The sequence below is a fragment of the Paenibacillus sp. FSL L8-0641 genome, assembly GCF_038006265.1.
Lineage (GTDB): Bacteria > Bacillota > Bacilli > Paenibacillales > Paenibacillaceae > Paenibacillus > Paenibacillus polymyxa_D.
This window is the reverse complement of sequence record NZ_JBBOUW010000001.1, coordinates 419,887-442,500: the sequence shown is the minus strand read 5'-3', so window position 1 is coordinate 442,500 and position 22,614 is coordinate 419,887. Positions and strand designations below refer to the sequence as shown.

17 protein-coding genes are annotated in these 22,614 nt (G+C 47.6%); 3 read left to right on the top strand and 14 right to left on the bottom strand.

Annotated elements, in window-relative coordinates:
• Window positions 1-115: 115 nt before the first annotated feature.
• The 11 genes from MKY16_RS01880 to MKY16_RS01830 form a co-directional block, all read right to left on the bottom strand.
• Window positions 116-1,726: an FAD-dependent oxidoreductase gene (locus MKY16_RS01880; RefSeq protein ID WP_340953893.1), complete on the bottom strand. Its 1,611-nt coding sequence runs from the start codon at window positions 1,724-1,726 to the stop codon at window positions 116-118.
• 25 nt (window positions 1,727-1,751) lie between these two features.
• Complete coding sequence (locus MKY16_RS01875) at window positions 1,752-2,714, bottom strand: ROK family protein (RefSeq protein WP_340953891.1); 963 nt, start codon at window positions 2,712-2,714, stop codon at window positions 1,752-1,754.
• A gap of 128 nt (window positions 2,715-2,842) precedes the next feature.
• Window positions 2,843-3,682, bottom strand: a complete 840-nt coding sequence (locus MKY16_RS01870; protein WP_340953888.1) for a MurR/RpiR family transcriptional regulator — start codon at window positions 3,680-3,682, stop codon at window positions 2,843-2,845.
• Window positions 3,660-4,379: an N-acetylmannosamine-6-phosphate 2-epimerase gene (locus MKY16_RS01865; protein WP_340953886.1), complete on the bottom strand. Its 720-nt coding sequence runs from the start codon at window positions 4,377-4,379 to the stop codon at window positions 3,660-3,662. The genes MKY16_RS01870 and MKY16_RS01865 overlap by 23 nt, the downstream gene beginning before the upstream one ends.
• Before the next feature lie 5 nt (window positions 4,380-4,384).
• Complete coding sequence (locus tag MKY16_RS01860; RefSeq protein WP_340953883.1) at window positions 4,385-5,926, bottom strand: DUF4127 family protein; 1,542 nt, start codon at window positions 5,924-5,926, stop codon at window positions 4,385-4,387.
• Window positions 5,927-6,023: 97 nt separating this feature from the next.
• Window positions 6,024-7,850 carry a protein O-GlcNAcase gene (locus MKY16_RS01855; RefSeq protein WP_340953880.1) on the bottom strand — a complete coding sequence of 609 codons (1,827 nt, stop codon included), beginning with the start codon at window positions 7,848-7,850 and terminating at the stop codon, window positions 6,024-6,026.
• Window positions 7,851-7,899: 49 nt separating this feature from the next.
• A complete protein-coding gene (locus tag MKY16_RS01850) occupies window positions 7,900-8,790 on the bottom strand; it encodes a carbohydrate ABC transporter permease (protein WP_340957537.1) in 891 nt (296 codons plus the stop codon).
• Window positions 8,790-9,671: a carbohydrate ABC transporter permease gene (locus MKY16_RS01845; RefSeq protein ID WP_029516819.1), complete on the bottom strand. Its 882-nt coding sequence runs from the start codon at window positions 9,669-9,671 to the stop codon at window positions 8,790-8,792. Before MKY16_RS01845 ends, MKY16_RS01850 begins: the two co-directional genes overlap by 1 nt.
• A gap of 61 nt (window positions 9,672-9,732) precedes the next feature.
• Window positions 9,733-11,007, bottom strand: a complete 1,275-nt coding sequence (locus MKY16_RS01840; protein WP_029516820.1) for an ABC transporter substrate-binding protein — start codon at window positions 11,005-11,007, stop codon at window positions 9,733-9,735.
• Window positions 11,008-11,191: 184 nt separating this feature from the next.
• Window positions 11,192-11,755 carry a DUF420 domain-containing protein gene (locus MKY16_RS01835; RefSeq protein WP_029516821.1) on the bottom strand — a complete coding sequence of 188 codons (564 nt, stop codon included), beginning with the start codon at window positions 11,753-11,755 and terminating at the stop codon, window positions 11,192-11,194.
• 294 nt (window positions 11,756-12,049) lie between these two features.
• Entirely contained in the window at window positions 12,050-12,325 is a 276-nt protein-coding gene (locus MKY16_RS01830) for a GNAT family N-acetyltransferase (RefSeq protein ID WP_029516822.1), read from the bottom strand.
• Between the two features lie 313 nt (window positions 12,326-12,638).
• On the opposite strand from MKY16_RS01830, the gene MKY16_RS01825 reads away from it, so the two are divergent.
• Window positions 12,639-13,604, top strand: coding sequence for an ATP-dependent DNA ligase (locus tag MKY16_RS01825; RefSeq protein ID WP_029516823.1), 966 nt, complete (start codon window positions 12,639-12,641; stop codon window positions 13,602-13,604).
• A 110-nt stretch (window positions 13,605-13,714) separates the two neighbouring features.
• Window positions 13,715-14,257, top strand: coding sequence for a MarR family winged helix-turn-helix transcriptional regulator (locus tag MKY16_RS01820; RefSeq protein WP_029516824.1), 543 nt, complete (start codon window positions 13,715-13,717; stop codon window positions 14,255-14,257).
• A 285-nt stretch (window positions 14,258-14,542) separates the two neighbouring features.
• Here the strand turns inward: MKY16_RS01820 and MKY16_RS01815 are convergent, their stop codons facing one another.
• Entirely contained in the window at window positions 14,543-15,478 is a 936-nt protein-coding gene (locus MKY16_RS01815; RefSeq protein WP_274386410.1) for a manganese-dependent inorganic pyrophosphatase, read from the bottom strand.
• 362 nt (window positions 15,479-15,840) lie between these two features.
• Between MKY16_RS01815 and MKY16_RS01810 the strand changes: the two genes are divergently transcribed.
• Window positions 15,841-20,127, top strand: coding sequence for a S8 family serine peptidase (locus MKY16_RS01810; RefSeq protein WP_340953877.1), 4,287 nt, complete (start codon window positions 15,841-15,843; stop codon window positions 20,125-20,127).
• 83 nt (window positions 20,128-20,210) lie between these two features.
• Here the strand turns inward: MKY16_RS01810 and MKY16_RS01805 are convergent, their stop codons facing one another.
• Complete coding sequence (locus tag MKY16_RS01805; RefSeq protein WP_340953875.1) at window positions 20,211-21,707, bottom strand: sensor histidine kinase; 1,497 nt, start codon at window positions 21,705-21,707, stop codon at window positions 20,211-20,213.
• Window positions 21,704-22,390 carry a response regulator transcription factor gene (locus MKY16_RS01800; RefSeq protein WP_029516829.1) on the bottom strand — a complete coding sequence of 229 codons (687 nt, stop codon included), beginning with the start codon at window positions 22,388-22,390 and terminating at the stop codon, window positions 21,704-21,706. Before MKY16_RS01800 ends, MKY16_RS01805 begins: the two co-directional genes overlap by 4 nt.
• Window positions 22,391-22,614: the final 224 nt, after the last annotated feature.

Genomic DNA, 22,614 nt, shown 5'->3' with positions numbered 1-22,614 from the left:
TATATCATAAACCCCAGCAACTTAGCAAGCACTTTTTTTGTTTTTTTTATTTTAGAATAAATCCACTCATCTTTCAGCTCATTTAAAATCAGTCGAGGGGCTAGTTGCCCCTTCATTAGCTGATGACTTCCTCTGGCTCAAATACCTCTGCAGGCCAGTGCAGTTCCACACCTTGGCGAAGAAGAACATTTTGAAAACATCCAAGATGCTCTGCTGATCGGCTCACTTCAATGGGATATACTTCGTTGGAGACACAGTAAGCCGCTAGACTTCCTGATGATTCTCCTATATTCCATTCTGTAGGATGCAATCGATAGCAGCCATTGGCTATTTGGGTCATCCCTATATTTTTGCAGGCAGGAAGTAAATTGCGCACCCTCACCGGAATAAGTGAGCCCAATGGAATTTCATAAGGATGGTTAGGGATGTAGAATGTTCGCTGAGATACCGTAGTTGGATGAAGATCCAAATGATAGCTACCTACACCTACACTATCTATATATCGCTTGGGTCCCTCTTCTCCCCGAAGCTCACGACTTACATCAAACTCAGATATCATATACTTGGCCTGAATTCGGCGTGACTCGCGAATATAAGCCGTTTTAGCCAGACCGTCAGATGTGCCGAGAACATCACCCCGTAGTCGAATTCCCGGATAGCCGAACCCTCCATCTAACCGGGGCGCTTCGGTTTGAAGCCAATATATTAATGAACGAGTCAACTCACGCGCTCCTTCTCGATGTTTTGCCTGCTCCTGAGCAGTGACACCGATCAATGGCCCAAGGTAATAATCATTTTGTGCCCAGTTTAAAAGAGTTACCTCACCATCATTTAGCGGTTTGCTCCATATCGAGGGATCTACAATACGACGATAATCCCATAAGGATACAATGCCCTGATCGTTAGGAAACAATGTGAACTGTTTTAGTTTACTGGTATCATCCGCGTCAGTAGCAAACCAGCTCAAAATCGGAAAACGGGAAAAGGAAGGAATATAATTTCTCCAGAAATCATATTGTTGCGGCCGCTCTATAATGAAGCTTTCCTGGGGAATATAGTCTACGGCAGCCACATGTGTGATAGATTGCATATCAAAAGGGTTAGCACACTTCAGTGCATGAGGCTCACCCGTAGCAGCCCGCGACTCTGCTCCACTCGTATGCTCCACGCCTGCCATTGGAAGGAGATCACCACACTCTGTCGCATCCAGATAAAACGCTCCGTGCAGCACTCTAAATCCACACTTATGATCAGCGCCATTCGAGGTACGGACAGTTACAGAAGTAATACAGTCCCCATCCGTCTGAACGGCAATAGGCACGGTGTGATAGTATACATGAACGCGCCCCGTATTCAAATAGGGAGCGAGCATATCTTCAAGCACCCGCAGAGCTACCCGTGGTTCATGGGCCAGACGGCTTACCCAACCGTTCCCAGGGTTGAGAATGGGATTATTTCGAGCTTCTTCGGTTAACGGATAGTTCTGACGGTAATAGTCACGTACACGATTACGGAACTCACGGTATGTGGCTGTGCAACCAAATTGTTCGATCCATCGATGCTCATCTGGGGGAACCGCCTGTGAAGTTAACTGCCCCCCTAACCAGTCCGTCTCCTCTGTCACGATGACTCTCATGCCAGCCTTCGCCGCCGCGAGAGCTGCCGATGTCCCCCCCAGGCCTCCGCCAATCACAACAATGTCGGTATCAAGCCGTTTTTGCGCCATGGTTCGTTCCCCTTTCATTCTTGTACTAGGACTCGGTCATTTCGAAGGCAAGCCGTGCAGCACCGATAATTCCAGCGCGATTGCCCAACAATGCCCGACTTACTTCCGTTTGAACTCCAAATTGGTGGAGATGCTTTTCCAGCATGGGCCACCAGACCTCTCCCGTGTCCGGTACTCCTCCGCCTACAATGATCCTCTCAGGATCAAGAGTCACTGAGATGTTAGCTAGAAGTACAGCTAAATCTGCGGTGTAATCATCCAGCACCTGAATTGCCTCCTGGTTACCGTGAACGGCCTCTTTCACAATCTCGTTTCCTGAGCGGTACAATTTACCGACGTGTTCCCTACCTCGACGTAAGAGGGCGCTCCCCGATACATATTGCTCGGCGCACCCTTTTCTTCCGCAATTACAGGGGTGTCCTCCGGGGAATAGAATACTGTGCCCCCAATCACCGCCGCTCCAATGAGCCCCTCTGCACAAGAGGCCATTTTCCATATATGCACCTCCGACACCTGTTCCCAACGTGAGCATCACCAAGCGTCGCTTGCCCTTCCCCGCTCCCTGCCACGCTTCTCCAAGTAAAGCGGCGTTCGCATCATTATCAGCAACCGCTCGTAAAGCCAGTTTTTCCCTAGCCCATGTTACTAAGGATGTACCTTGCCAGCCAGGTAGGTTATCTGTGGCATACACAACTTCGCCGCTCTCCACATTTACTCTGCCAGCAGTAGCAATGCCAAGAGCGCCTACATCTATATGGGCACCGAGGCTGGTATCTCCAAAAGAACGCAACAGTCCGAGCACAGATTCTGACACCTGCGACAACACCCATTCACGTCCACGGGAAGCGTCCGTATCCAGCCGGATTTCATCGAGCACCGATCCATCCCGTCCCACTATGGCGGCCTTCACCGATGTGCCCCCAATATCGATTCCAATGACTCTGTTCACAGCAGCTGCCACCACACCAACCTCCTTGTTGCCCCACATAAAAGCTTACTAGCTCTTTGTACAAACCTTCTATTAATTGCAATACATGAAATAGCCATTCATAAGCAGCACAAACACAAGTCATTGAACTGTCAGAGCGCAAGTTTTCAATTCACAACTGAAAAATCTCAATAGCTTCGTTCAATAACGGCCCTCGCTGTTTTTTCCTTCATCTGTTTGGTGTGACTCGTGTGCTTGCGAGCAAGCCCTTCGCAGATGAGGTCAATCACGAATAGTTGTGAGATTTTAGCACCGATTGAACCACCTTCTATCGGCGCTTCTTTGCCCGCTGTTAGCAACACGATATCTGCAATGGAGGTAATGGGTGATTTCGCATAATTTGTAATTGCGATAACAGTTGCACCGTTTTGCTTGGCTTTATACAGCATATCGTTCGTATCCAGCGTACTTCCTGATACACTAATGCCGATAGCCACATCACCCGGGTTCATGGACACCGCCATCATCGACTGAATATGTCCGTCTGCCACAGCCTCGGCGCGACGCCCGATCCGTAAGAAACGGTTTTTAGCATCCTGCGCGGAAATCCCCGAAGCACCTACGCCGAAAAATTGAACATAGCCCGCTTGATCTAGACTCGCAATCGCACGACCAAGCTCTGAATGGTCCAGCAGCCCCATACTGGAGTGCAAAATATCGAGCATGTTGTGATACACCGTACGCGTAATATCTTGTTCGTCATCTGGGTCGATGTTCTCCTCGCCCATATCAGTTTTACGATAAGTCTGGTTTTGCGCTAGGGACAGTCGGAAATCCTGATAACCTTTAAAACCAATCTTCCGGCAAAAGCGCATGACGGTCGTTTCGCCTGTACCTGCAAAATCCGCCAGCTCCGTCACAGAGAAATATATGATGTCTGCGGGATGCTCCAGTACGCACAAGGCAACTTTCTGCTCCGATTTCGTTAATGAAGGATAATACGTTTTAATTCGGTCGTTCATCTCCATAGATGCAATTCACTGCCTTCCTTGCGGCATCGGCAAACCGCTGCGTAATCAATTGGGGTCTGGTAATCGCCGAGCCTACAACCACTGCATGTGCTCCCATTCGGAATGCTTCCTCAACCTGCGCTGGATCATAGATTTTGCCCTCTGCAATTAAAGGAACGGGAACCAGTTCCGACGCTCTCCGAACCAGCTCCAGATCAGGACCCTCAATCTGAGCAGAGTACGGCGTATACCCGGATAACGTGGTGGATACGCAGTCTGCGCCAAGGGAGGCCGCATGAAGTGCCTCCTCCAGTGTCGATATATCTGCCATAGAAGTGACTCCCTGTTCATGGGCATAATCTATGAGCCTCTTCAGCTTGCATCCCGCTGGGCGCGGTCGTAATGTGGCATCCAGCGCAATGATATCCGCGCCTGCCTCCACCAATTCCTCCATTTCACGAAGGGTAGGCGTAATGTAAATATCAGAATCATCATAATCCCGCTTAATCAAGCCAATCACTGGTAGAGAAATTGCCTGTTTAATCGCACGTACATCCGATGCGCCATTGGCGCGAATCGCCACAGCTCCACCCTGCTGTGCGGCAAGCGCCATTTTGACCATAGAATCTGCTCCATGTAACGGTTCGCCTGGTAGCGCCTGACAGGACACGATCAGTCCGTGCTGAACTTTGGATAATACACCTTCCATTCCCATAGGAATCACCCTCTCTTCTCAGCATGATGCCGTACGGTTAATGCGACTTCAAAGGTGCGGTTCCACGGCATGTAGCAATCTATAATTTCCACGCGGCCTTCCGGCCCGTTTACATATTCATTGAGCGCCTGCTCCAGCCGTCCGCGAATAACCGCAGCTACCGAGCCTCTCGGTCCATCGAGCATAAACTTGGTAAAACCCATCTGCTCCACAATTCCGTTATTCATAGCCGTACGTACCACAGCGCAATAACAGGCATCCTCGGCGTAGCGCAGCGACAGAAAATCCAAATGTTCCTCCGTAGAGCCATAGTGGGTATACAGCATGGACTGGGCAATGACGGTGCCCAGCGTGTTAGAACTGGTATTCCAGCCTGCATAACCCGCCAGCTTAAAAAGCAGTCCTTTTTGCTTCAATAGTCTAAGTAGCTTGAGATCTGCGCCGTTGGCGTAGCCCACATCAGCAACTGCAACATTTTGACCTGCATATTGCAGCATATAAGAACCGTACTCAACCAGCTCTACTACATTCCGATGTACGTCATATCCGGTCATTGCACGCTGCTGGGATGAAGCCTCTGCCATCGTGTCACCAGGTGTGTTAGCCAACAAAATCAAATCAGCCTCCGTTGCTGAGGAAGCGATCAGCCCACCTGCCGCCATAATCTGATATTTTAAGGTTTCGTAAAAATAGCGATCTTCAAAAAGCGGTACTACGAATGCCCCCTGCAAAGCAGACAATCGGGGATACACCCGTGGGACTACATTATTCATCTTGTTAACCCAACGAGCCAGCAACGTACAACCCACTTCATCTGCCCCCGGGTACATGTATACATTCAAATCCAGCCCAAGCTCAGAAATACGACTTCTTAGCCGCTGCTGATCCTTGGCGGTATAGCCGTAGGGAGCCGAATCATCCTGTGGGATGATCATAAAATCAATGATACCTTCTGCTACGAGATCCAGCGCAACTTCATTGGCCTCCAAATTCACATGGCGACGCCCCAGGTAATCATCCAGTATTTCCATTGGCAGACGCTCGTTGATATCAGCTAATTCGAGTAACTCTTCTGCGGTAGCAATCCCCAGCTCCTGACGATGCTCAATGAATCCCTTTCTGAATATCTCACGACCCCAATCGGCATAGTAATCCGGTTCTTCATCAGCCAAAGAATATTGCGGACAGCGCATAATCAGTTGAAATGCATACAGGGTCAGTTGCGGATATAGCTGTTTTAGCCTGCGAAGCCGATTCACTCTATCTTTGACCTGCTCGCTCGACATACTGTGTAGTCGAGAAGGTACGATTCCTCCGTACAGCAACGTATCCATCGCAACAATGGCTCCATCAGCCGCCGCTGCGCGTTCTTCGAGCCATGCCCATAGTCTGGTCGTATCGCCAGGGGTTTTCTTTTGTCCCATCCATTCTAATGGGGGCCGCTCCATCTCAAAGTCTGTACCCTGTGCCAGTAAATAAGGAAATTGATAATTACAGGGCCGCTCATCCAGCGGTATAAAAAGTAATCGGGTTTTGGGCTTCACCATACGTTCCACCTCTCCTGAAAATTACCGTTATCCTAACGGCAAATGATTATTTTCAGGGCAGCTATGCTACCTTGGTTGCTTAATCCAGCGCAAATACTCACAAAATCAGCCGATATTTTCCTTGTTCGTCCTGATCGACATAACCCCACTGCGCAGCAGCACGGATCGCCGGATTGCTACCCAGCCGAGCCTCCGCTTCTAAGCAAGCAGTGATACCGCTTCGCAGTTCTCCTACGATTTCGTCTGTCAGAGGTGACGGCTCTTGCTCGTCAACAGCTTCCCTCGGCGTGCCGCTCTCCCCCGACTGTGCATCGTCCTGTCGCTCGCTGCTGAGTGCAGCTTGACGCAGCACCTGCCACAGGCTCGCATCCAGCTCGGCACGTTCCAGCCACGGTGCGGCCTGGGACACGAATCCTGCTGCTGGATCACCGGCAGGCACGCTCCGTAGGACGCTCACGGCCTGAAGCAGCCGCTCAAAGTACATATCCAGCGCAGGGATATCGCGCATTTGCAAAGCAAGGTCCACGTCCTCATACGCGTTGCCGCCTAGTCGGCTGTTCCTGTTTTGACGACAAAAAAACATCAATTCATCCGCACGCTCTCCCACTAACTCCTGCGCAGCCCATTCCCAAGATCGCTCAGGCATATACCGTTCACTGTTCCACATATAGTGGGACATCGTAATGAGCGTCACTTTGGAGCATTCCCACTGATTCATCGGGTTGGCCACCATACCGGTATGTCCACAGTCTGGTAGCCCGGAATATCGTCCGCGCAGCGGATCAAGGAATAACCGATCATGGTCACAATCATTCACCGGGATGTTATCCCACAGCCACAGCTCATGCCCGAAGAATGCATGATTATCAGCGGCGTGCTCGCGACTAATCTGTGGAGCAAAAACAAAGTACCCGGTCCAGAACACCTTAATCTCCGGATGCAGCCGCTCACGGAAATCCTTTTTGTATTCGGTATCCCAATATGACCAATATTCCGAAGGACAGACCGTCAGCGTAAATTCAGGCAGTCGTTCAGCTAGCCATGCATGCACCTTGTTCGTCAAAAAGACATGAGCGTGACCCGAGCGGCCCAGCAAATGTCGATTTCCCCCTTTGAGTACGTAGTCAATGTCATCCATTAACACAGAAAAATGACGTACGCCAATCGCAATCACGGCCGCCAGCTTTTCAGTCAATTTAAGGAAGTCTTCATCACTGCCAAAGCTCAGGTCGTTCCCTGGGCTGATACAATAATGGAAATCAACCTCATGCCGTTCGCAGGCTTCCTTTAATTCGCAAATCTGGGCAAACGTATCCTCAGGGTACGGCTCTCTCCATAGCTCACGATGATATGGATCATCCTTGGGGGCATACATGAATGTGTTCATCCGATGCGTAGCCATAAAACGGACGGCATCCAGCCGATCCGCGAAACTCCACGGTTTCCCATAGAAGCCCTCAATAATTCCTCTGACCGGGAAGGAAGGCTCATCCCGAATAGACATCACCGGCAGAGTACATCGCTCCTGTTCCACTTGAAGCAGGAGATGCAGGGCATCCATACCGTATTTGAGCCCTCTTTTATTGGAAGCATGAATTTCAATCCGCCCGTCCTTCTGAATGTCCAACCGATATCCGTCTGCAGCAAGCATTCCGTCATATTCGAGCACCAACTGCACGCTTCCCCGTGTTTCAGTCGGTACACCCGGCCCTGGAGGCACAATAAGCTTGATCGGTCCCTCAGGGTCCAGCACACCTTCATACTCCTGATTCATTGCAAAGCGAGAGGACAGTTCACAGATCAGTCGCGGTTCGGAGATAACCAGCCTTTCCCCGCTGTCATACACATCACGAAAATAATATTGAATCTCCTGCGGTGCTAGCCCTACACTCGAATAAGGCCCCGTTCCTTCGGACAGTTCCATCGCAATCGTCTCCTTCCATTCACAGGCTCTTCGTAGCCGTGACTACTGGCTATCCTTTTACCGCTCCCGCCAAACCTTCCATATAGTAGCGCTGTGTAAACAGGAACAATATAATGATCGGCAGTACCGAAATCATTGTGCCGGCAGCAATCCAGCCGAAGTTATAGGCAAATTGACCGTTGAGATACGTGAGCGCAGCTGCTAGCGGATATAGCTCCGTATCGTTCAAAATAACGATAGGCCACAGAAAGCTGTTCCAGAACGACATCGCCTCCAACAGAGAAATTACAGCAAGCGCTGGCTTGACCAGCGGAAGCACCAGCTGCCACCAAATTCGAAACTCCGAAGCGCCGTCCATTTTACCGGAATCACGTACATCGGTGGGAATATGAATAAATGTCTGTCGCATCAGAAAAATGTTGAACACGGAGACTGCCCCAGGCAACACTACACCCAAATATGTATTGCCCAGATGAAGCCCTTGAATGGTCAGATAATGCACAATAAATGCGGTGTAGGAAGGAATAATCATCGTGGCAATCAGCAGCGTAAACACCAGATTTTTACCCTTAAAACGAAACACAGCCAAGGGATATCCTGTCAGACTGGCGAGTACCACATTGAGCACAACGCCCAACACCGTAATGATGACCGTATTCAGCATATATTTCGGGAAATTCATGAACTGCCACACCTGAACATAGTTGTCGAAATTAATAAAGGTCGGAAAAATAGCGGGCGGCGTTGAAAAAATGTTACGGCCTGGCATGAGGGATACGCTGAGCAGCCAGAGGAACGGTCCCATTAAAAAGAGGGCGAGTAGCACTAGAAGCATGTAGATGACCGTCATTCTCAGCATTCGGGCGAGACTGCGCATGATACGGCTACTTTCCTTTTTAGGAAGAGATGAGCATAGCGATTTGTCATCCTTTAGATTCATCAATAGGGATTGACACCACCTTTCCTATTGAATCGGAATACGATAATACTAAGTACGGCAATCATTGCACCGACAATTAAGCCAAGCGCCGAAGCATACCCAAAATTAAACTGCTCCATCCCCTTTTGAAAAATATACAAGCTCGATGTCAACGTGGCCGTTCCCGGTCCACCCTTGGTTAGTACATATACTTCATCAAATACGCGGATAGCTGACATGAGTGATATAAGGGTACAGAACAGAACGTAAGGTCTTAGCAGTGGAAGAGTAATATGAACAATCAGACGCCATCGGCTTGCACCGTCGACTCTAGCGGCTTCGTACAGATCTTGAGGAATGTTTTGTAATCCAGCCAGATAGAGCATCATATAATACCCGAGTCCCTTCCACATTGTGATGAACATCAGTACATACAAGGCCAAGTTGCTGTCCGATAACCAGTGTATGTCTTTGCTAATCAGGCCGATCTGTATGAGCAAGTAGTTCACTACGCTGTTATTGCCCAACAGCCAGCTCCAAATTAAGGCTACAGCTACCATTGAAGTCACAACAGGGATGTAGTAGGTCGTGCGGAATATTTTGATTCCCGGAATACGGCTGTTCACAAGCACGGCCATCAGGATGGAGAAAATTTGGAGAAAGGGGACAATGAGCACGTACAACAATGAGTTCCAAATCGAAATAAGAAAGTTACGGTCCTTAAACGCCGCTTCAAAATTATTCAAACCGACAAAATGGGTATCTGATATGACAGAGTAGTCTGTCAATGCCAGCGGAATGCTGTAAATAATAGGCCAAAATACAAAGACGGCAAGCAATAACAGTCCCGGCGTCATAAAAGCCCAGGCCGTAAAAGACTCCGACCTCAACCATTTGATCATGCTGCATCACCACCTGATTTCGATAAATGAACAGGGGAGTATTCACTCCCCCCTGTCAAACCTATTGCTTTAAAATATCGTTTACTTCCTGCTCCAGAGCAGTTAGCGTCTCCTTCGTATCTCTTCCGTTCAATAAAATATTTTGCAAGGCTCGCGCGATGGCACTATTCACATCTTTGGCATTGGGCACACCAACCATATAATCTGTCGCCTTATCCAAACTTTGCGCGGATACTACCTTGGCTTGTGCTTCTAATGATTTGTCAGACTGAGTAAAATATGGATCCTTAATGGAGTCTTTCGTGGAAGGTAGTGTATTCGCCGCTTTAGAAAAAGCAGTTTGACTCTCTGCGTTTGTCAAGAAAACAGCAAATTTCACTGCTTCGTCCACATGTACAGACTTAGCAGGTACGACCAAGTCCATAGAGTTGGAGAGCCGCACATCGGCTTTGCCAGTTGGGACAGGGACAGCAATTGTGTTCTTATAAACGTCTGGCGCTGCCGTTTTGATAAAATTGATGAACGTGGGGCCTGCCAGCTCGAAAGCAACCTGCTCGCCGGCATAATATTTCACTTGTTGTGAGAAGTCAGCGTCTTCCTTGAGTACAACGCCATCTTCCATCTGTTTTTTTAGATTATCAATCATGGTGACTGCTTCTGGTGTATTGAACGCCGCCGCTGTCTTTTCTTTATTTAGGATAGGAATGCCGTCCACAGCGAAAAGCTTGGATACAAGCTGCTGAGCATAGCCTGCCTTGCCAATTTTTCTATTGATCTGACGGCCCCATTCAGACAATTCCTCCCGGGTTTTGGGCGGATGAGCAGGATCCAATCCGGCGGCTTTGACCAGCTTTGTATTCATGTAAAGTACTTCTGTACCGGTATACCAGGGTAGCGCATAAGCTTTACCGTTAATGACTGTGGAATTATAAATACCCTCGAAATAAGCAGCCTTTTCCTCGGGTGACAAATGCTCATTCATATCAACAACAGCACCCTTGGAGCCCATTTGGCTAGCAAATTCTGTATTGAGATTAACTACATCCGGACTGCTGTTGCTAGCGATACTTGTCAACAGCTTGTTGGTTACTGCGTCATAAGGGTAATCCTTCCAGTCAATTTTGACATTGGGGTTCTTCTGCTCATAATCGGCAATCACCCGATTGAAATACGGGGTAAATGTAGGTTGTAGTGCAATGGTCCAAAATTGCAGTGTTACTTTCCCTCCGTCAACCTTTTCCGACTTTGATCCTCCACCACCGCAGCTGCTCAGCAGTACAACCAGCGCCAGCATAGATACAAGCAACCGTAACCTGCCTTTCGCTTTCTTTGTCACATGGTGACCCCCTTGTTCTTAGTTGATTAAGGCAAATTATAGCAGAAATACCGTTATAGAAGGAACGTTTTTTTAATAAAATAAATTTAGAAGGAATAATTTTTCTTTTATTGGATACAAAAAAGACGCCTCTTCAGCAGAGACGCCATTTCCCTAAATCAACCCATCAAAGGGTTCACATCTATTAATAGTATGGGGCCATGAAAACGTACACCAGTACCCCGGTCAAGCTCACATATAGCCAAATTGGCATCGTCCAGCGCGCAATCTTACGATGTTTTGCTACCTGCATCGTCCATCCCCATACAACCGTGAACAGTGCCAGCGGTACAATAATTGCAGCCAGTATGCTATGCGAAATCAACAATGTAAAGTAAATCGGACGAAGGATACCCACACCGCCATATTTTGCAGTTTCCGGCGAAATGTAGTGAAAGGTCAGGTAGGAAAATAAAAATAAAACGGTACTGGCAAAGGCCAGCAGAATAAAGGTTTTATGCACCTTGATGTTCTTCTTGAAAATAGCAACCAATGCAGCCACCAGGAAAATAAACGTGAAGCTGTTAAAAATCGCATTCAACCTTGGGAAAATAGTGAGATCAAAACTGACACTCCCCTGGTATCCGATCGGCGAAAAGAATAGCAGCAAAATAATCACGTTGGCTATAATGGAAACGGTGATAATCAAGGTTGTAAAATTACGATTGCTCGTTGGAACGTACTGCTTGTCCTCACTCGCTTTATTCATCATGAGCGTCTCCTTCGTTTAAATTCAGGTTTTCATTATTTTTGCGGTCATAACCATAATATATTATATAGAACTCATAGTTAGCCTGTGAAGTGACAACAGTATGAACAATTTCACAGCCATCCGGCAAGAAATGTGCTTCAACATTTGAGGAGAGCCCTTTGTTTCCCTATATCAACGGTAGAATGCATTCTTTTTAAAAGCTTTATGCACACAAAAAAACACCGGAAGAGTCTGATTACCCACTCCGGTGTTGTGTCGGTTATGCAGTTAAGCAGCCTTGATGATCCATATTCATTGCTGCCACACGTCACTGTATTCTTTATGGCGCTTGAACAGAGCAAGTGCGTACGAGCAAGCAGGGATAACCTTTTTATGCTGATTTCTTGCCATCTCAACCACTCTGTCGATGAGCTCCTTGCCAATTTTTTGACCCCGTAACTGCTCGGATACAAATGTATGGTCAATGACCAATGAGTGGTCATCTACGGATTTATAACCTACTTCTGCAACTACCTGTCCATCATCCACCATGACTACTGCATGGTCCTCCTCGCGAATTTGTCTCATGAGACCAATCCCCTTTCTGACTGAAGAAAATCCCGTAAAACTCATGCTAACGAATTAATGCAATCACTTCATGCCGACGCTAGATATTCTTATCATTCCCCTATTTAGGGATCAGAGAAACATCACATACGAGGATTTTGCAAAAATCCCATAAGCGACTTCCAATGAACAAGATATAGATCGAAATGGTTTAGTTCGTCTATATCTTGCACTTCGGAGCGACTGGAATCAAATTTTGCAAAATCCTGATACATAAAATAAGATCTATCGTCGACACTATATTTATTCATATAAAGGCAAGGGAGGTGCTGCGTTGCGTACAGAAATAAAACCCGTCATCCCGTTTGAACCGGAACTGAGCGAAAAAGTACCTGTAGATGCAACAGGCCTTTGGCGTTACGAAATAAAATGGGACGGTACGAGAATTTTGACGTATCACAACCAGGGCAGCACACGCCTGTTCAACCGCAAACAGCACGAACGAACGCTTTTATACCCGGAGCTTGCTCTCTTCCCCTCCTACTGCAAGGCTGATTCGGTCATATTGGACGGGGAAATGATCGCACTCGGTGCCGACGGTAAACCATCGTTCCATGAAATTATGCGACGGGATCTGATTCGTCGGACGGATCGAATTCAGTCAGCCTATGAAGCTGTGCCTGCTACTTACATGTTGTTTGATATTATTTATCTGAACGGGGAGTGGGTTCATCTTAAACCGTTACAGGAAAGGCTTGAACTGCTGCATCAGATCATCATACCGAATGAACGGATTCAACTGGCTCCCGCTCATCCTGATGGACAAGCTCTATTTCAGGTTATGTGCAGCCAAGGAATGGAAGGTATTGTGTGTAAAAAGCTGGATAGTCCGTACACATTGGGCGGAAAGGACGGACGATGGCTCAAGGTCAAAAATTATGGCGATATCATTGCCGTTATCGGTGGCTATACCCTGAACGGAGGCATTATCAACGCTGTGTTGCTGGGCCAATATGATAAACAAGGAATGCTGCGCTATATCGGGCATGTGGGTACGGGCAAGCTGACTCGGGAAGATTGGCGTCAGCTTACCGAGCGCCTGCTACCACATACCATATCGGAACGACCCTTTAGCAATAAACCGGATCGGCATCAAGATGCGTTTTGGGTGCAACCCATGTATACCGCCAAGGTTCAATATAGTGAGTGGCGGTGGCAAGAAGGACGTACCCTGCGTCAGCCCTCCATACAAGCCTTTGTGAATCAGGACCTCGATCAGTGTATCGGCCCCTGGATGTGACGTTTTACAGATATATTTTCAAAAAATGCGGAACAAAGTTTGTATAAATCATTGCAACCAGTGGTTAATTAAATTACAGTTAACTAATTAACTACATCGAGGTGGATCGCATGTTCTTTTTTTTGGACTCCGAAATTCGTCAACTGGCCTATAATCTCTTTCCAGGTGGCAATAAACCAATTGGTGTTTTGGTAGATTTATTTTCCATAACTTATGAAATACGTAAAAACATGGAGAAGCGTTCACGTGAATTTGGTCTCTCCTACGGGCAATATATCGCGCTTTGTGTACTTTCAGCACAAAGAGATGAAATGTCTTCTCCTTCTGCTTTGGCTGAAAAGATGGGTGTAAGCCGGGCAGCAATCAGTTCCATGGTTATTTCTCTCGAACAAGAGGGATTCATTAATAAATATGACGATCCCAATGACAAGCGGGGAGTGTTCGTGTCCCTGAACGATAAAGGAAAAAGTAAAATTCAACAGATGGATCCCTTTTTCGTAGGGCTGGCTTCACGTCTGATGTCAGACTTTAGTGAGTCGGAAATCTGTCAGTTCCAAACCTATTTGTCACGCGTACGTTCTGCGTTTGAAGATGTCAAAGGTTCGCGTCTAACCGACTCCAGAGAGAAGAGAGAAAAATGGTGCGAAGACTGAGGCAAAAACTGTTCGTCAAACTTGCCCGCATATCTGCTGGCAGAATGGGTGCTGCGTCCGATTTCAAACCTTCGTATTCTCCCAAAGTACATCGGAAAGAAAGGATCATCCACTCCCTGTATTCTTCATTTTTCATGGTAGCGGTTTCATGATGGGCAGCGCTGAAGTTGAAATTGGCATTTGAGTTCCGCATCGGAGACGTCTGGCAGAACTGAAGAAATAAAAATAAGCCTCCTGCTGCCACTGCCATTATGCAGTCGGGTTCAGGAGGCTTATTATTTATCATTACAAACTGTTAAAAGCGTCAGTCAATACAGGTACAATTTGCGATTTGCGCGATACGACGCCTTTCAGAACAGCCTTATTGTCGTCCAACTGAACATTATAGGCTTTTTCAACTGCCTGGGCTTGGCTTCCCAGCGCAATACCAATGGAATCACTGTTCACAATGTCTGTTACGACGAACAAGAACAGATCAAGATTTTTAGCTTCAATGGTTTGGGCCAATGCAGCTTCCAGATCAGCTTGACGGGACAACACATCGTTTACGTCTACTGCGTTCACTTGAGCAATTTCCACTTTGCGACCATTCATCTGAAATTCTTTGGCATCCAGACTTACTAACTGTTCAATGGTATGACCACTCAAGTCAGCTCCCGCTTTAAGCAAGTCAAATCCGTAACGATCTGCATCCACACCAGCAATTTCAGCCAGTTCACGAGCAGCAGCTACGTCTTGATCCGTGCAGGTTGGGGATTTAAACAACAGAGAATCGGAAATAATCGCGGACAACATTAGACCTGCGATATCTTTCGGAATTGCTACACCATTTTCCTTGTAGAGCTTGTTCAAAATGGTGGCTGTGCAACCCACTGGCTCAGCGCGGAAGTATAACGGCTGGCTTGTTTCAAAGTTAGCGATCCGGTGATGGTCGATGACTTCAGTTACACGTACCTTGTCAATATCAGCGGCGCTTTGCTGGCGTTCATTATGATCGACCAGAATGACGTTGTCCGTTTCAGCAGCAACCTGCTCAACCAGACGTGGCGCGCTCACTTTGAAATAATCCAGTGCATACTGCGTTTCCCCGTTCACCTCGCCCAGACGAACCGGCTCTACGTCCGCGCCCAGTTTGGTTTTTAAGTCTGCATAAGCAATAGCTGAGCAAATGGTATCCGTATCCGGATTTTTATGCCCGAAAATCAATGTTTTTGCCAACATAATCGACTCCTTTGCCTTAGGCATTTTACATGATTGTGAAACCTCAACAATTCCAATGCAGATTATATCATTAAATCTCGCATTCTCCCATTCCTCTTCGATTGTTTTCAAAAATAATCTAGTAAATTCATAACATTTCCATGGAATCTACATGTAATGTTAACCTTATTTTTTTTAAAAATATAAAAAACATATAGTAATATATCCCACCAATATGGTAAGATATGCCTCAAAACTGGCAAGTTAGTCACCAGTGGTCAATTCTATTATTTTAGATATTAAGGGAGGCGTGAGAATAACGGCAGTGGCTTCAAATCCTAGTATGTAGAGATATCATATTTTGATTGAAAAGAGGGAAATCTTTGAAAAAGCCGATCATTTTGCAAAAAATACCTGTCGTATCACTCGCTCTTGCCTTGACGGTAAGCTTGTCTCTGCCGTCTGTCAGTTCTGCTGCTAGCGCAGATCTGCAAATCAACTCATTTCTGGAAGCTCAGCAAGCATTGACTATTGAGGCGGCTCCGGCCTTCATTTCGCCAGAGCTCAGCACAGATTCTTCCCGTCAGGTCAGAGTCATCGTACAGCTTGATGGTGAGCCCTTAGCCGTGGACAAATATGCAGCACGTTCAGGCGTCCAAGCTTTTACAGCTCAATCTGAGCAAAAAGCGGAATCCGCGATTGCCACTGAGCAAACTACGTTCGTAGACCAAGCCGCTGAGCATGGTATTTCTCTTCAGGTGAATTACCAGTACAACACGGTGCTTAACGGCTTGGAGGTCACACTGCCAGCCAATAAGATTCCAGAACTGGCTAAACTGCCAGGCGTAAAATCCATTCATGAAAACAAAACGTATTATTCCATCCCCGTACAGGACCCGCCAACACTTACAGCCAGTGAAGCCACTTATGATAACGCACCGCTGGACCAGATTGGTGTTCCTGAAGCCTGGGCCAAAGGATTGAATGGCGCGGGAATCAAGGTCGGGGTTATTGATACCGGTATCGATTATGAGCATCCGGACTTGAAAGAAGCCTACAAAGGCGGATATGACTCTTTTGAACAGGACAACGACCCTTACGAGGAACCGTTCCTCGAAAAGGAGAATGATCCATTCGGCACAGGTTTTAGCGGAACGACACATGGTACTCACGTCTCTGGCACAATTGCTGGTAAAGCCGCCAATAAATCCTCGGATATTGTGCAAAAGGGTATTGCCTATAAATCGGACTTATACGTGTATAAAGTGCTTGGACGCAATACCAAGACGGGTCGCTCCTCCGGTTCCTCCGCACAGGTCATTGATGGTATTGAACGTGCTGTCAAAGATGGTATGAACGTCATTAACCTGTCGCTGGGCTCGGATTCCGAAAAGGACCCGAACTCCCCGGATTCCATTGCTATTAATAATGCTGTACTTTCCGGCGTAGTCGCGGTCATAGCGAATGGTAATGCGGCCCAACAAGGACCCTACTTTTATTCCATGGGTTCTCCCGCAACATCCCAGCTGGCGATTTCCGTCGGTGCAGCCACTTCCCCGAGCCATAGCTATTCAAATAAAGCATCCGTCAATCTTGTAACCTATGGTAATGATGAAAAGCCTTTAACAGTTACATCAGATACCTATTACAATTTTAATATGATGGCTTGGCAAACTTTTCATGAGGATTTTTCTTCTATTATGGGGACAGAACCATTGGAATTGGTTTATGCCAATTTGGGATATCCAGATGATTTCACTTCTAAAGATGTAAAAGATAAGGTTGTGATCGTATCGCGTGGCGTCTTGGGCTTCGTAGACAAGATCGCAAACGCACAACAAAATGGTGCAAAGGCTATTATTATTTTTAATGGTCAAGCGAAATCTGGCGACAGCACACGAGCCAATCTGAGTGAAGCTATCCCTGGTTACGATGGTTACATTAATTCGAATCAAGGAGACAATGTAGATTATATCCCTACCTTTGACATGACAGGAAAAGAAGGTAGAGCACTGGCAAGACAAATCATTGAAAGCCAAAACCACAAACAAAAATTCTTTATTGCTTTTGGAGAAGAGTATCATCGTACTGACAATCCTGGTAATACCATGGCCGGATTTAGCTCCCGCGGACCCAATGGCGATGAACTGCTGAGCATCAAGCCGGACGTGAGCGCACCAGGGGTTAGCATCATGTCAACCTACCCTGCCTTCGCCAAGTTCTATCCGGATGCATCCTATGAGCAAGCTTACAAACGCAGCAACGGAACGAGTATGGCATCTCCGCATGTGGCTGGACTTGCCGTGTTGCTGAAGCAGCAACATCCGAACTGGACACCGTTTGATATCCGCGCTGCTCTGGCAAACACTTCGGTTACACTCTTTGATGAGGATAAAATCCAATATGATGTGTATTCCCAAGGTGCAGGCCTTGTAAACATCGCTAATGCGATTCAGACGCCAGCCCTGCTGGAAACCGTCGAAAAGATTACGATTCTCGACAAAAACTTTAATCGGCAGGAGGTTGTGAATTACAATCCTTCCGCCAGCTTCGGGGTGTTACGACCTGGTAGTGATGCGAAGCAGATTCAGCTTCAACTCAAAAACTTGTCGGCTAACACTGTGCAATATGAAGCCAGCACCGTGTTACATGATAATGTAACCTCTGATCCAACTAAGCCGATTGCTACACCTGACGTGAGCAACATTGCCGTTCAGTTGCAAGGTGTTGGCGCGAATGGAGCAATTTCGGCAGAACCGGGTAAATCGCAACCGTTCTTCCTGTCTGTACAACCAAATTCGGGTGCAGCCACAGGTGTATATGAAGGGGAAGTTATTCTGAAAAGCGCCGGACTGCCAACCCTTCATCTGCCGTTCGTCGTTCATGTGGGCAAGGAAAATCCTACAACTGGCTTCGGCTTGCAGGACCTGAGCGTTACCAACCCGATTATTTACCCAAGTCGGACAGGGGTTCAGCGCTCAACAGATTTGGCTTTCCGCCTGACCACAGATAAAACCAACCAGATCGCGCTTTATGTATACGGCGTAGATGATAAATTGATCGGTCTGATTGATGGAATAACGACTTCCAAAGAACAAGGAGCTAACGCTCGCCTCAAACAAGGCGTATATTCCTTTAAGGGTATTGACGGAAGTTACGTGGAATTAGATGACAATGGCAAGCCTGTGCTGGATGCTAATGGTCAACCCGTTATTCAACACTTGAAAGATGGCGTGTACAAGCTGGAAGTCAGTTCTCCTGAACTGAATGAAAAGGGCGAAGTTGAACGCAATACCGATGGCCCTAAACTGTTCACCGCCACTAAAGCTATTCGTGTGGATAATAGCGCCGCATCCAGCGGTAGTGGTGGAGGCGGAGGTGGTGGAGGTGGCGGCAGAAGCAATACTACACCTTCTGCTGCAACGAACACATCCCCCCCTGTTCCTACATCTGCTCCTTCACTTCAAAGCGTAGTGAAGCAAGGACAGGCTGTTAAAACTGTCACTACAGCCGTTGCATTGAACAATAATGTACAGTCGCTGACAGTAACCGATGCAGATTTGCAGGCTGCCGTGACAGCAGCAGGTTCCAGCCCGACAGCTATTGTACTGTCGGCTACTAGCCAAGCAGGCCAAACGACGAAAGCATCGCTCACTTCCACACAACTGGTAACGCTGGGCAAGGCTGCAGCAGGAAGCAGCTTGATTGTAAGCAATACAGGCTCCTCTCTGGCTTTGCCAGTATCCGCTCTGAAAAATGTTCCTGCTGGTGCAGGCATTGAAGTGATCATCAGCAGCCAGGCAGAGGCGAGCGGTACATTTACAGGCAAGTTGAAAGGCTCCAATGTGATCGGCACCCCGGTAGGGTTTGAAGCTAACATTGTCACTGGTGGCAAGAGTCAATCGCTCAAAGTTGCTCCAGGACAGTTTATTAGCAGATCCTTTACCGTACCTGGTCAAATTGATTCTAATACAGCCGGTGTACTCTATACGGCAAACGGAAATGTTTATCCCGTTCCATCCGTCTTCACCAAGCAGGCTGATGGATCTACCGTCGTCAAGGTAAGCCGTCCGGGCTTCTCGACGTATGCAGCGGCGACACGTCCCGTTAGCTTTGAAGATATCTCATCGTCGTATGCCCAATCCGAAATTCAATCGCTGGCAAACAAGTTGCTGATTAACGGCACGACCGACACGACTTTCTCACCGAAGAAAAACGTGACACGTGCAGAATTTGCAGCCCTGGTAACCCGAGCACTCGGCCTGACACCAGGTACTGCTGGACCATTCAGTGATATCCCGGCAGGTAGCTGGTACTCCGGCGATGTGGCAGCCGCTTATGAAGCTGGATTGATTACGGGTCGCAGTAGCGACAAGTTTGATCCGAACGCTAATATCAGTCGTCAAGAAATTGCTGTCGTGCTGGGTAAAGCTGTAGATCTGCTTCAAATCAAAGCAGCAGCCGATGGCCCTGCACGCACACCGTACCATGATGCTTCATCCTTTGCAGGCTACGCCAAGGACAGTATTGAAAAAGTAAGTGCAGCAGGCATCATCAACGGGGAAGCGATTAAAGGCTCCTCCTACTTCCAGCCGAATGCACCTACAACCCGTGAGGCATCCGCCAAGGTACTGCACGGGCTTTTACAAAAAGCTTCGCTGATTAACTAACAATAGAAAAGCCTCCCGAGCCGTATTATAACCAAAGCTACGGTTCGGGGGGCTATTTTTATGTTACGCCATAATCTGCAATACTATACTGTTCCCGCTAAAGGTAGCGTTACTTTGAACACACTTCCCGTTCCCGGTGTACTTTCAGCCGTAATGTTCCCGCCGTGCGCTTCTACGATAGACTGTGTAATGGCCAGACCAAGGCCCGCCCCGCCTGAGCTACGTGTACGCGATTCATCTCCACGATAAAAACGCTCAAATATCCGCTCCAGCTGTTCTTTACTCATGCCTGGTCCGTTATCACGAATTTGGATATCCACCAACTTCTTACCTGCAGACAGGTTTACCTGGATCACACCTCTTTCCATATCGGTATGCTGAACCGCATTGTGAAACAGATTGAGCACGACCTGCTTGATCTTATCCCCTTCTGCCAATACCCGTATACCTGCCGTCATATCAAAAACCACTTTACGTGTACCTGCTAGCATAAGAAGCTGCGGTTTCATTTCCAGCAGCAACGCATCTAATGGTATGTCTTCCAGCTTTAACTCCGGTGTTCGATCCAGCTTAGCCAACAATAGCAAGTCAGAGACAAGCTTATTCATCCGCTTGGATTCACCATACATACTTTCTAATGCTGATTGGAGTTGCTTCGGATTGGATGCAGCTCCACGAAGCAGCACTTCCAAGAAGCCGTGAATAGACGTGAGCGGGGTACGCAGTTCATGGGAAGCGTCCGCAATAAATCGTCTCATCTGCATCTGCAATTCCCGTTCGGCTGCAAAAGAATGCTCCAGCCGTTCCAGCATTCCGTTAAATGAAACCGCCAAACGATCCACCTCATACTGTCCTTGCTCTGCGTCAAAGCGCTCGGCCAGATTGCCCGCATCAATACGTTTGACAGCCTCAACCATCCTGGAAAGGGGTACCAATGTGCGGCGCAGCACCGGAAGCATAAGCGCCAATCCAATCGCAAGCGCAATCAGAGACAATAAAATAAAGGTGCGGAGTTGATTAATTAACTGCTCTTGCATAGAATTCGTAGATACGCCCATTTGCAGTAAACCGGAAGAACGGGCAGGTGGACCAAGCGGACGGAACACAACCAGTTGCTCTTTCCCCTGGGCATCCGTGATTAATTGATAGCCGTGACGCATGCGCTTACTCTGCTGCATTGCTTGATACTGCTGAGTGGTGAGACGCGGCGGTTTAAGTCCATTTTCATTGGACAAGCTCTGGAAGGTGCCGTCTATACCTATAGAAGCAAGCGACATATCCGGCCAAAACAGAAACGGTCCCGGTCGATTACTCCTTCGATTGGACTCATCTTGAGGAACGGTTACCCCAGCCCCGCTCTTTTCCTGCGAATCCTTAATCAATAAGTCGGCAGGAATTGAATTCAGCTGTGTATTCATAGCTTCTGCCCGACTGCGATACAGAAAATCCTTCATCAGAAAATATTGTAGAAAACCAATCAATACAAGCAACAAAGCCAAAATGAGTAACGTTCTGGCCAAAAGCTGGGATCGGAGAGAACGGAGTGCATATTTTCTCCGACTTTTCCCGCCCGCCTTCATAGCAGATCCACCCGGTATCCCACACCGCGCAGCGTACGAATGACCCGGTGCTCCTTGTCTTTGAGTTTTTCACGCAAGGAGCGAATGTACACCTCAACAATATTATCCTCGCCTCCAAAATCGTACCCCCATACCCGGTCCAGAATACGACTTTTACTTAACACAATCCCGTGATTCAACACCAAAAACTTCAATAGTTCATATTCGGTAGGCGACAGTTCCAGCACCTGACTCTGATAACGGATTTCCTTCCGTCGATCATCCACTTGAAAGGGGCCGTGAACCACTTCTCCCAGCAGATCGGGGAACTGATTGCGCAAGCGCGCTTCAATGCGAGCCAGCAGCTCATTAAAACTGAAGGGTTTTACAACATAATCATCCGCGCCGAGTTTTAATCCCTTTACCCGATCGTCGACATCATCCTTGGCAGTCAGCATAATGACCGCGATGTTATCCTCCGTCTCCTTGAGACTTTGGCACACCTCAAAACCGTTCATTTCCGGCATCATCACATCCAGCACCGCTACATGCGGGCGAAACTCTTTTGCCAAATCGAGCGCTTGACTCCCGTTCTCGGCGGTTCTGACTTCATATCCTTCATTAATCAGTCCAAGCTCTAAAAATTGCAAAATATGAGGCTCATCATCTGCCAGCATAATTTTAACTCCGTGTATTGGATTCATTATTCATCTTCCCTTTCATGTTGCTGCATTTTTCTCATATAAAAGTCGATTCATTTTCACCTGTATCTAATATACCTGAATCCTGTCGCAAAAAAAGCACCCCTGCTCAGCTTTCAGCTAACGTTCAGGGAGCGCTCAGAACCAATTAAGGTAGGTCTGGCATGATAATAGCAAGCCGGTAGTTCACCGGGCCAAGATCAGAAGCGACTGGTCATTCCGCAGTC

Coding starts and splice junctions, on each gene's coding strand:
- MKY16_RS01880 (WP_340953893.1), bottom strand. CDS start 1,726: ATGGCGCAAAAACGGCTTGATACCGACATTGTTGTGATTGGCGGAGGC.
- MKY16_RS01875 (WP_340953891.1), bottom strand. CDS start 2,714: ATGTGGGGCAACAAGGAGGTTGGTGTGGTGGCAGCTGCTGTGAACAGA.
- MKY16_RS01870 (WP_340953888.1), bottom strand. CDS start 3,682: ATGGAGATGAACGACCGAATTAAAACGTATTATCCTTCATTAACGAAA.
- MKY16_RS01865 (WP_340953886.1), bottom strand. CDS start 4,379: ATGGGAATGGAAGGTGTATTATCCAAAGTTCAGCACGGACTGATCGTG.
- MKY16_RS01860 (WP_340953883.1), bottom strand. CDS start 5,926: ATGGTGAAGCCCAAAACCCGATTACTTTTTATACCGCTGGATGAGCGG.
- MKY16_RS01855 (WP_340953880.1), bottom strand. CDS start 7,850: ATGGAACTGTCCGAAGGAACGGGGCCTTATTCGAGTGTAGGGCTAGCA.
- MKY16_RS01850 (WP_340957537.1), bottom strand. CDS start 8,790: ATGAATCTAAAGGATGACAAATCGCTATGCTCATCTCTTCCTAAAAAG.
- MKY16_RS01845 (WP_029516819.1), bottom strand. CDS start 9,671: ATGATCAAATGGTTGAGGTCGGAGTCTTTTACGGCCTGGGCTTTTATG.
- MKY16_RS01835 (WP_029516821.1), bottom strand. CDS start 11,755: ATGAATAAAGCGAGTGAGGACAAGCAGTACGTTCCAACGAGCAATCGT.
- MKY16_RS01830 (WP_029516822.1), bottom strand. CDS start 12,325: ATGAGACAAATTCGCGAGGAGGACCATGCAGTAGTCATGGTGGATGAT.
- MKY16_RS01820 (WP_029516824.1), top strand. CDS start 13,715: ATGTTCTTTTTTTTGGACTCCGAAATTCGTCAACTGGCCTATAATCTC.
- MKY16_RS01815 (WP_274386410.1), bottom strand. CDS start 15,478: ATGTTGGCAAAAACATTGATTTTCGGGCATAAAAATCCGGATACGGAT.
- MKY16_RS01805 (WP_340953875.1), bottom strand. CDS start 21,707: ATGAAGGCGGGCGGGAAAAGTCGGAGAAAATATGCACTCCGTTCTCTC.
- MKY16_RS01800 (WP_029516829.1), bottom strand. CDS start 22,390: ATGAATCCAATACACGGAGTTAAAATTATGCTGGCAGATGATGAGCCT.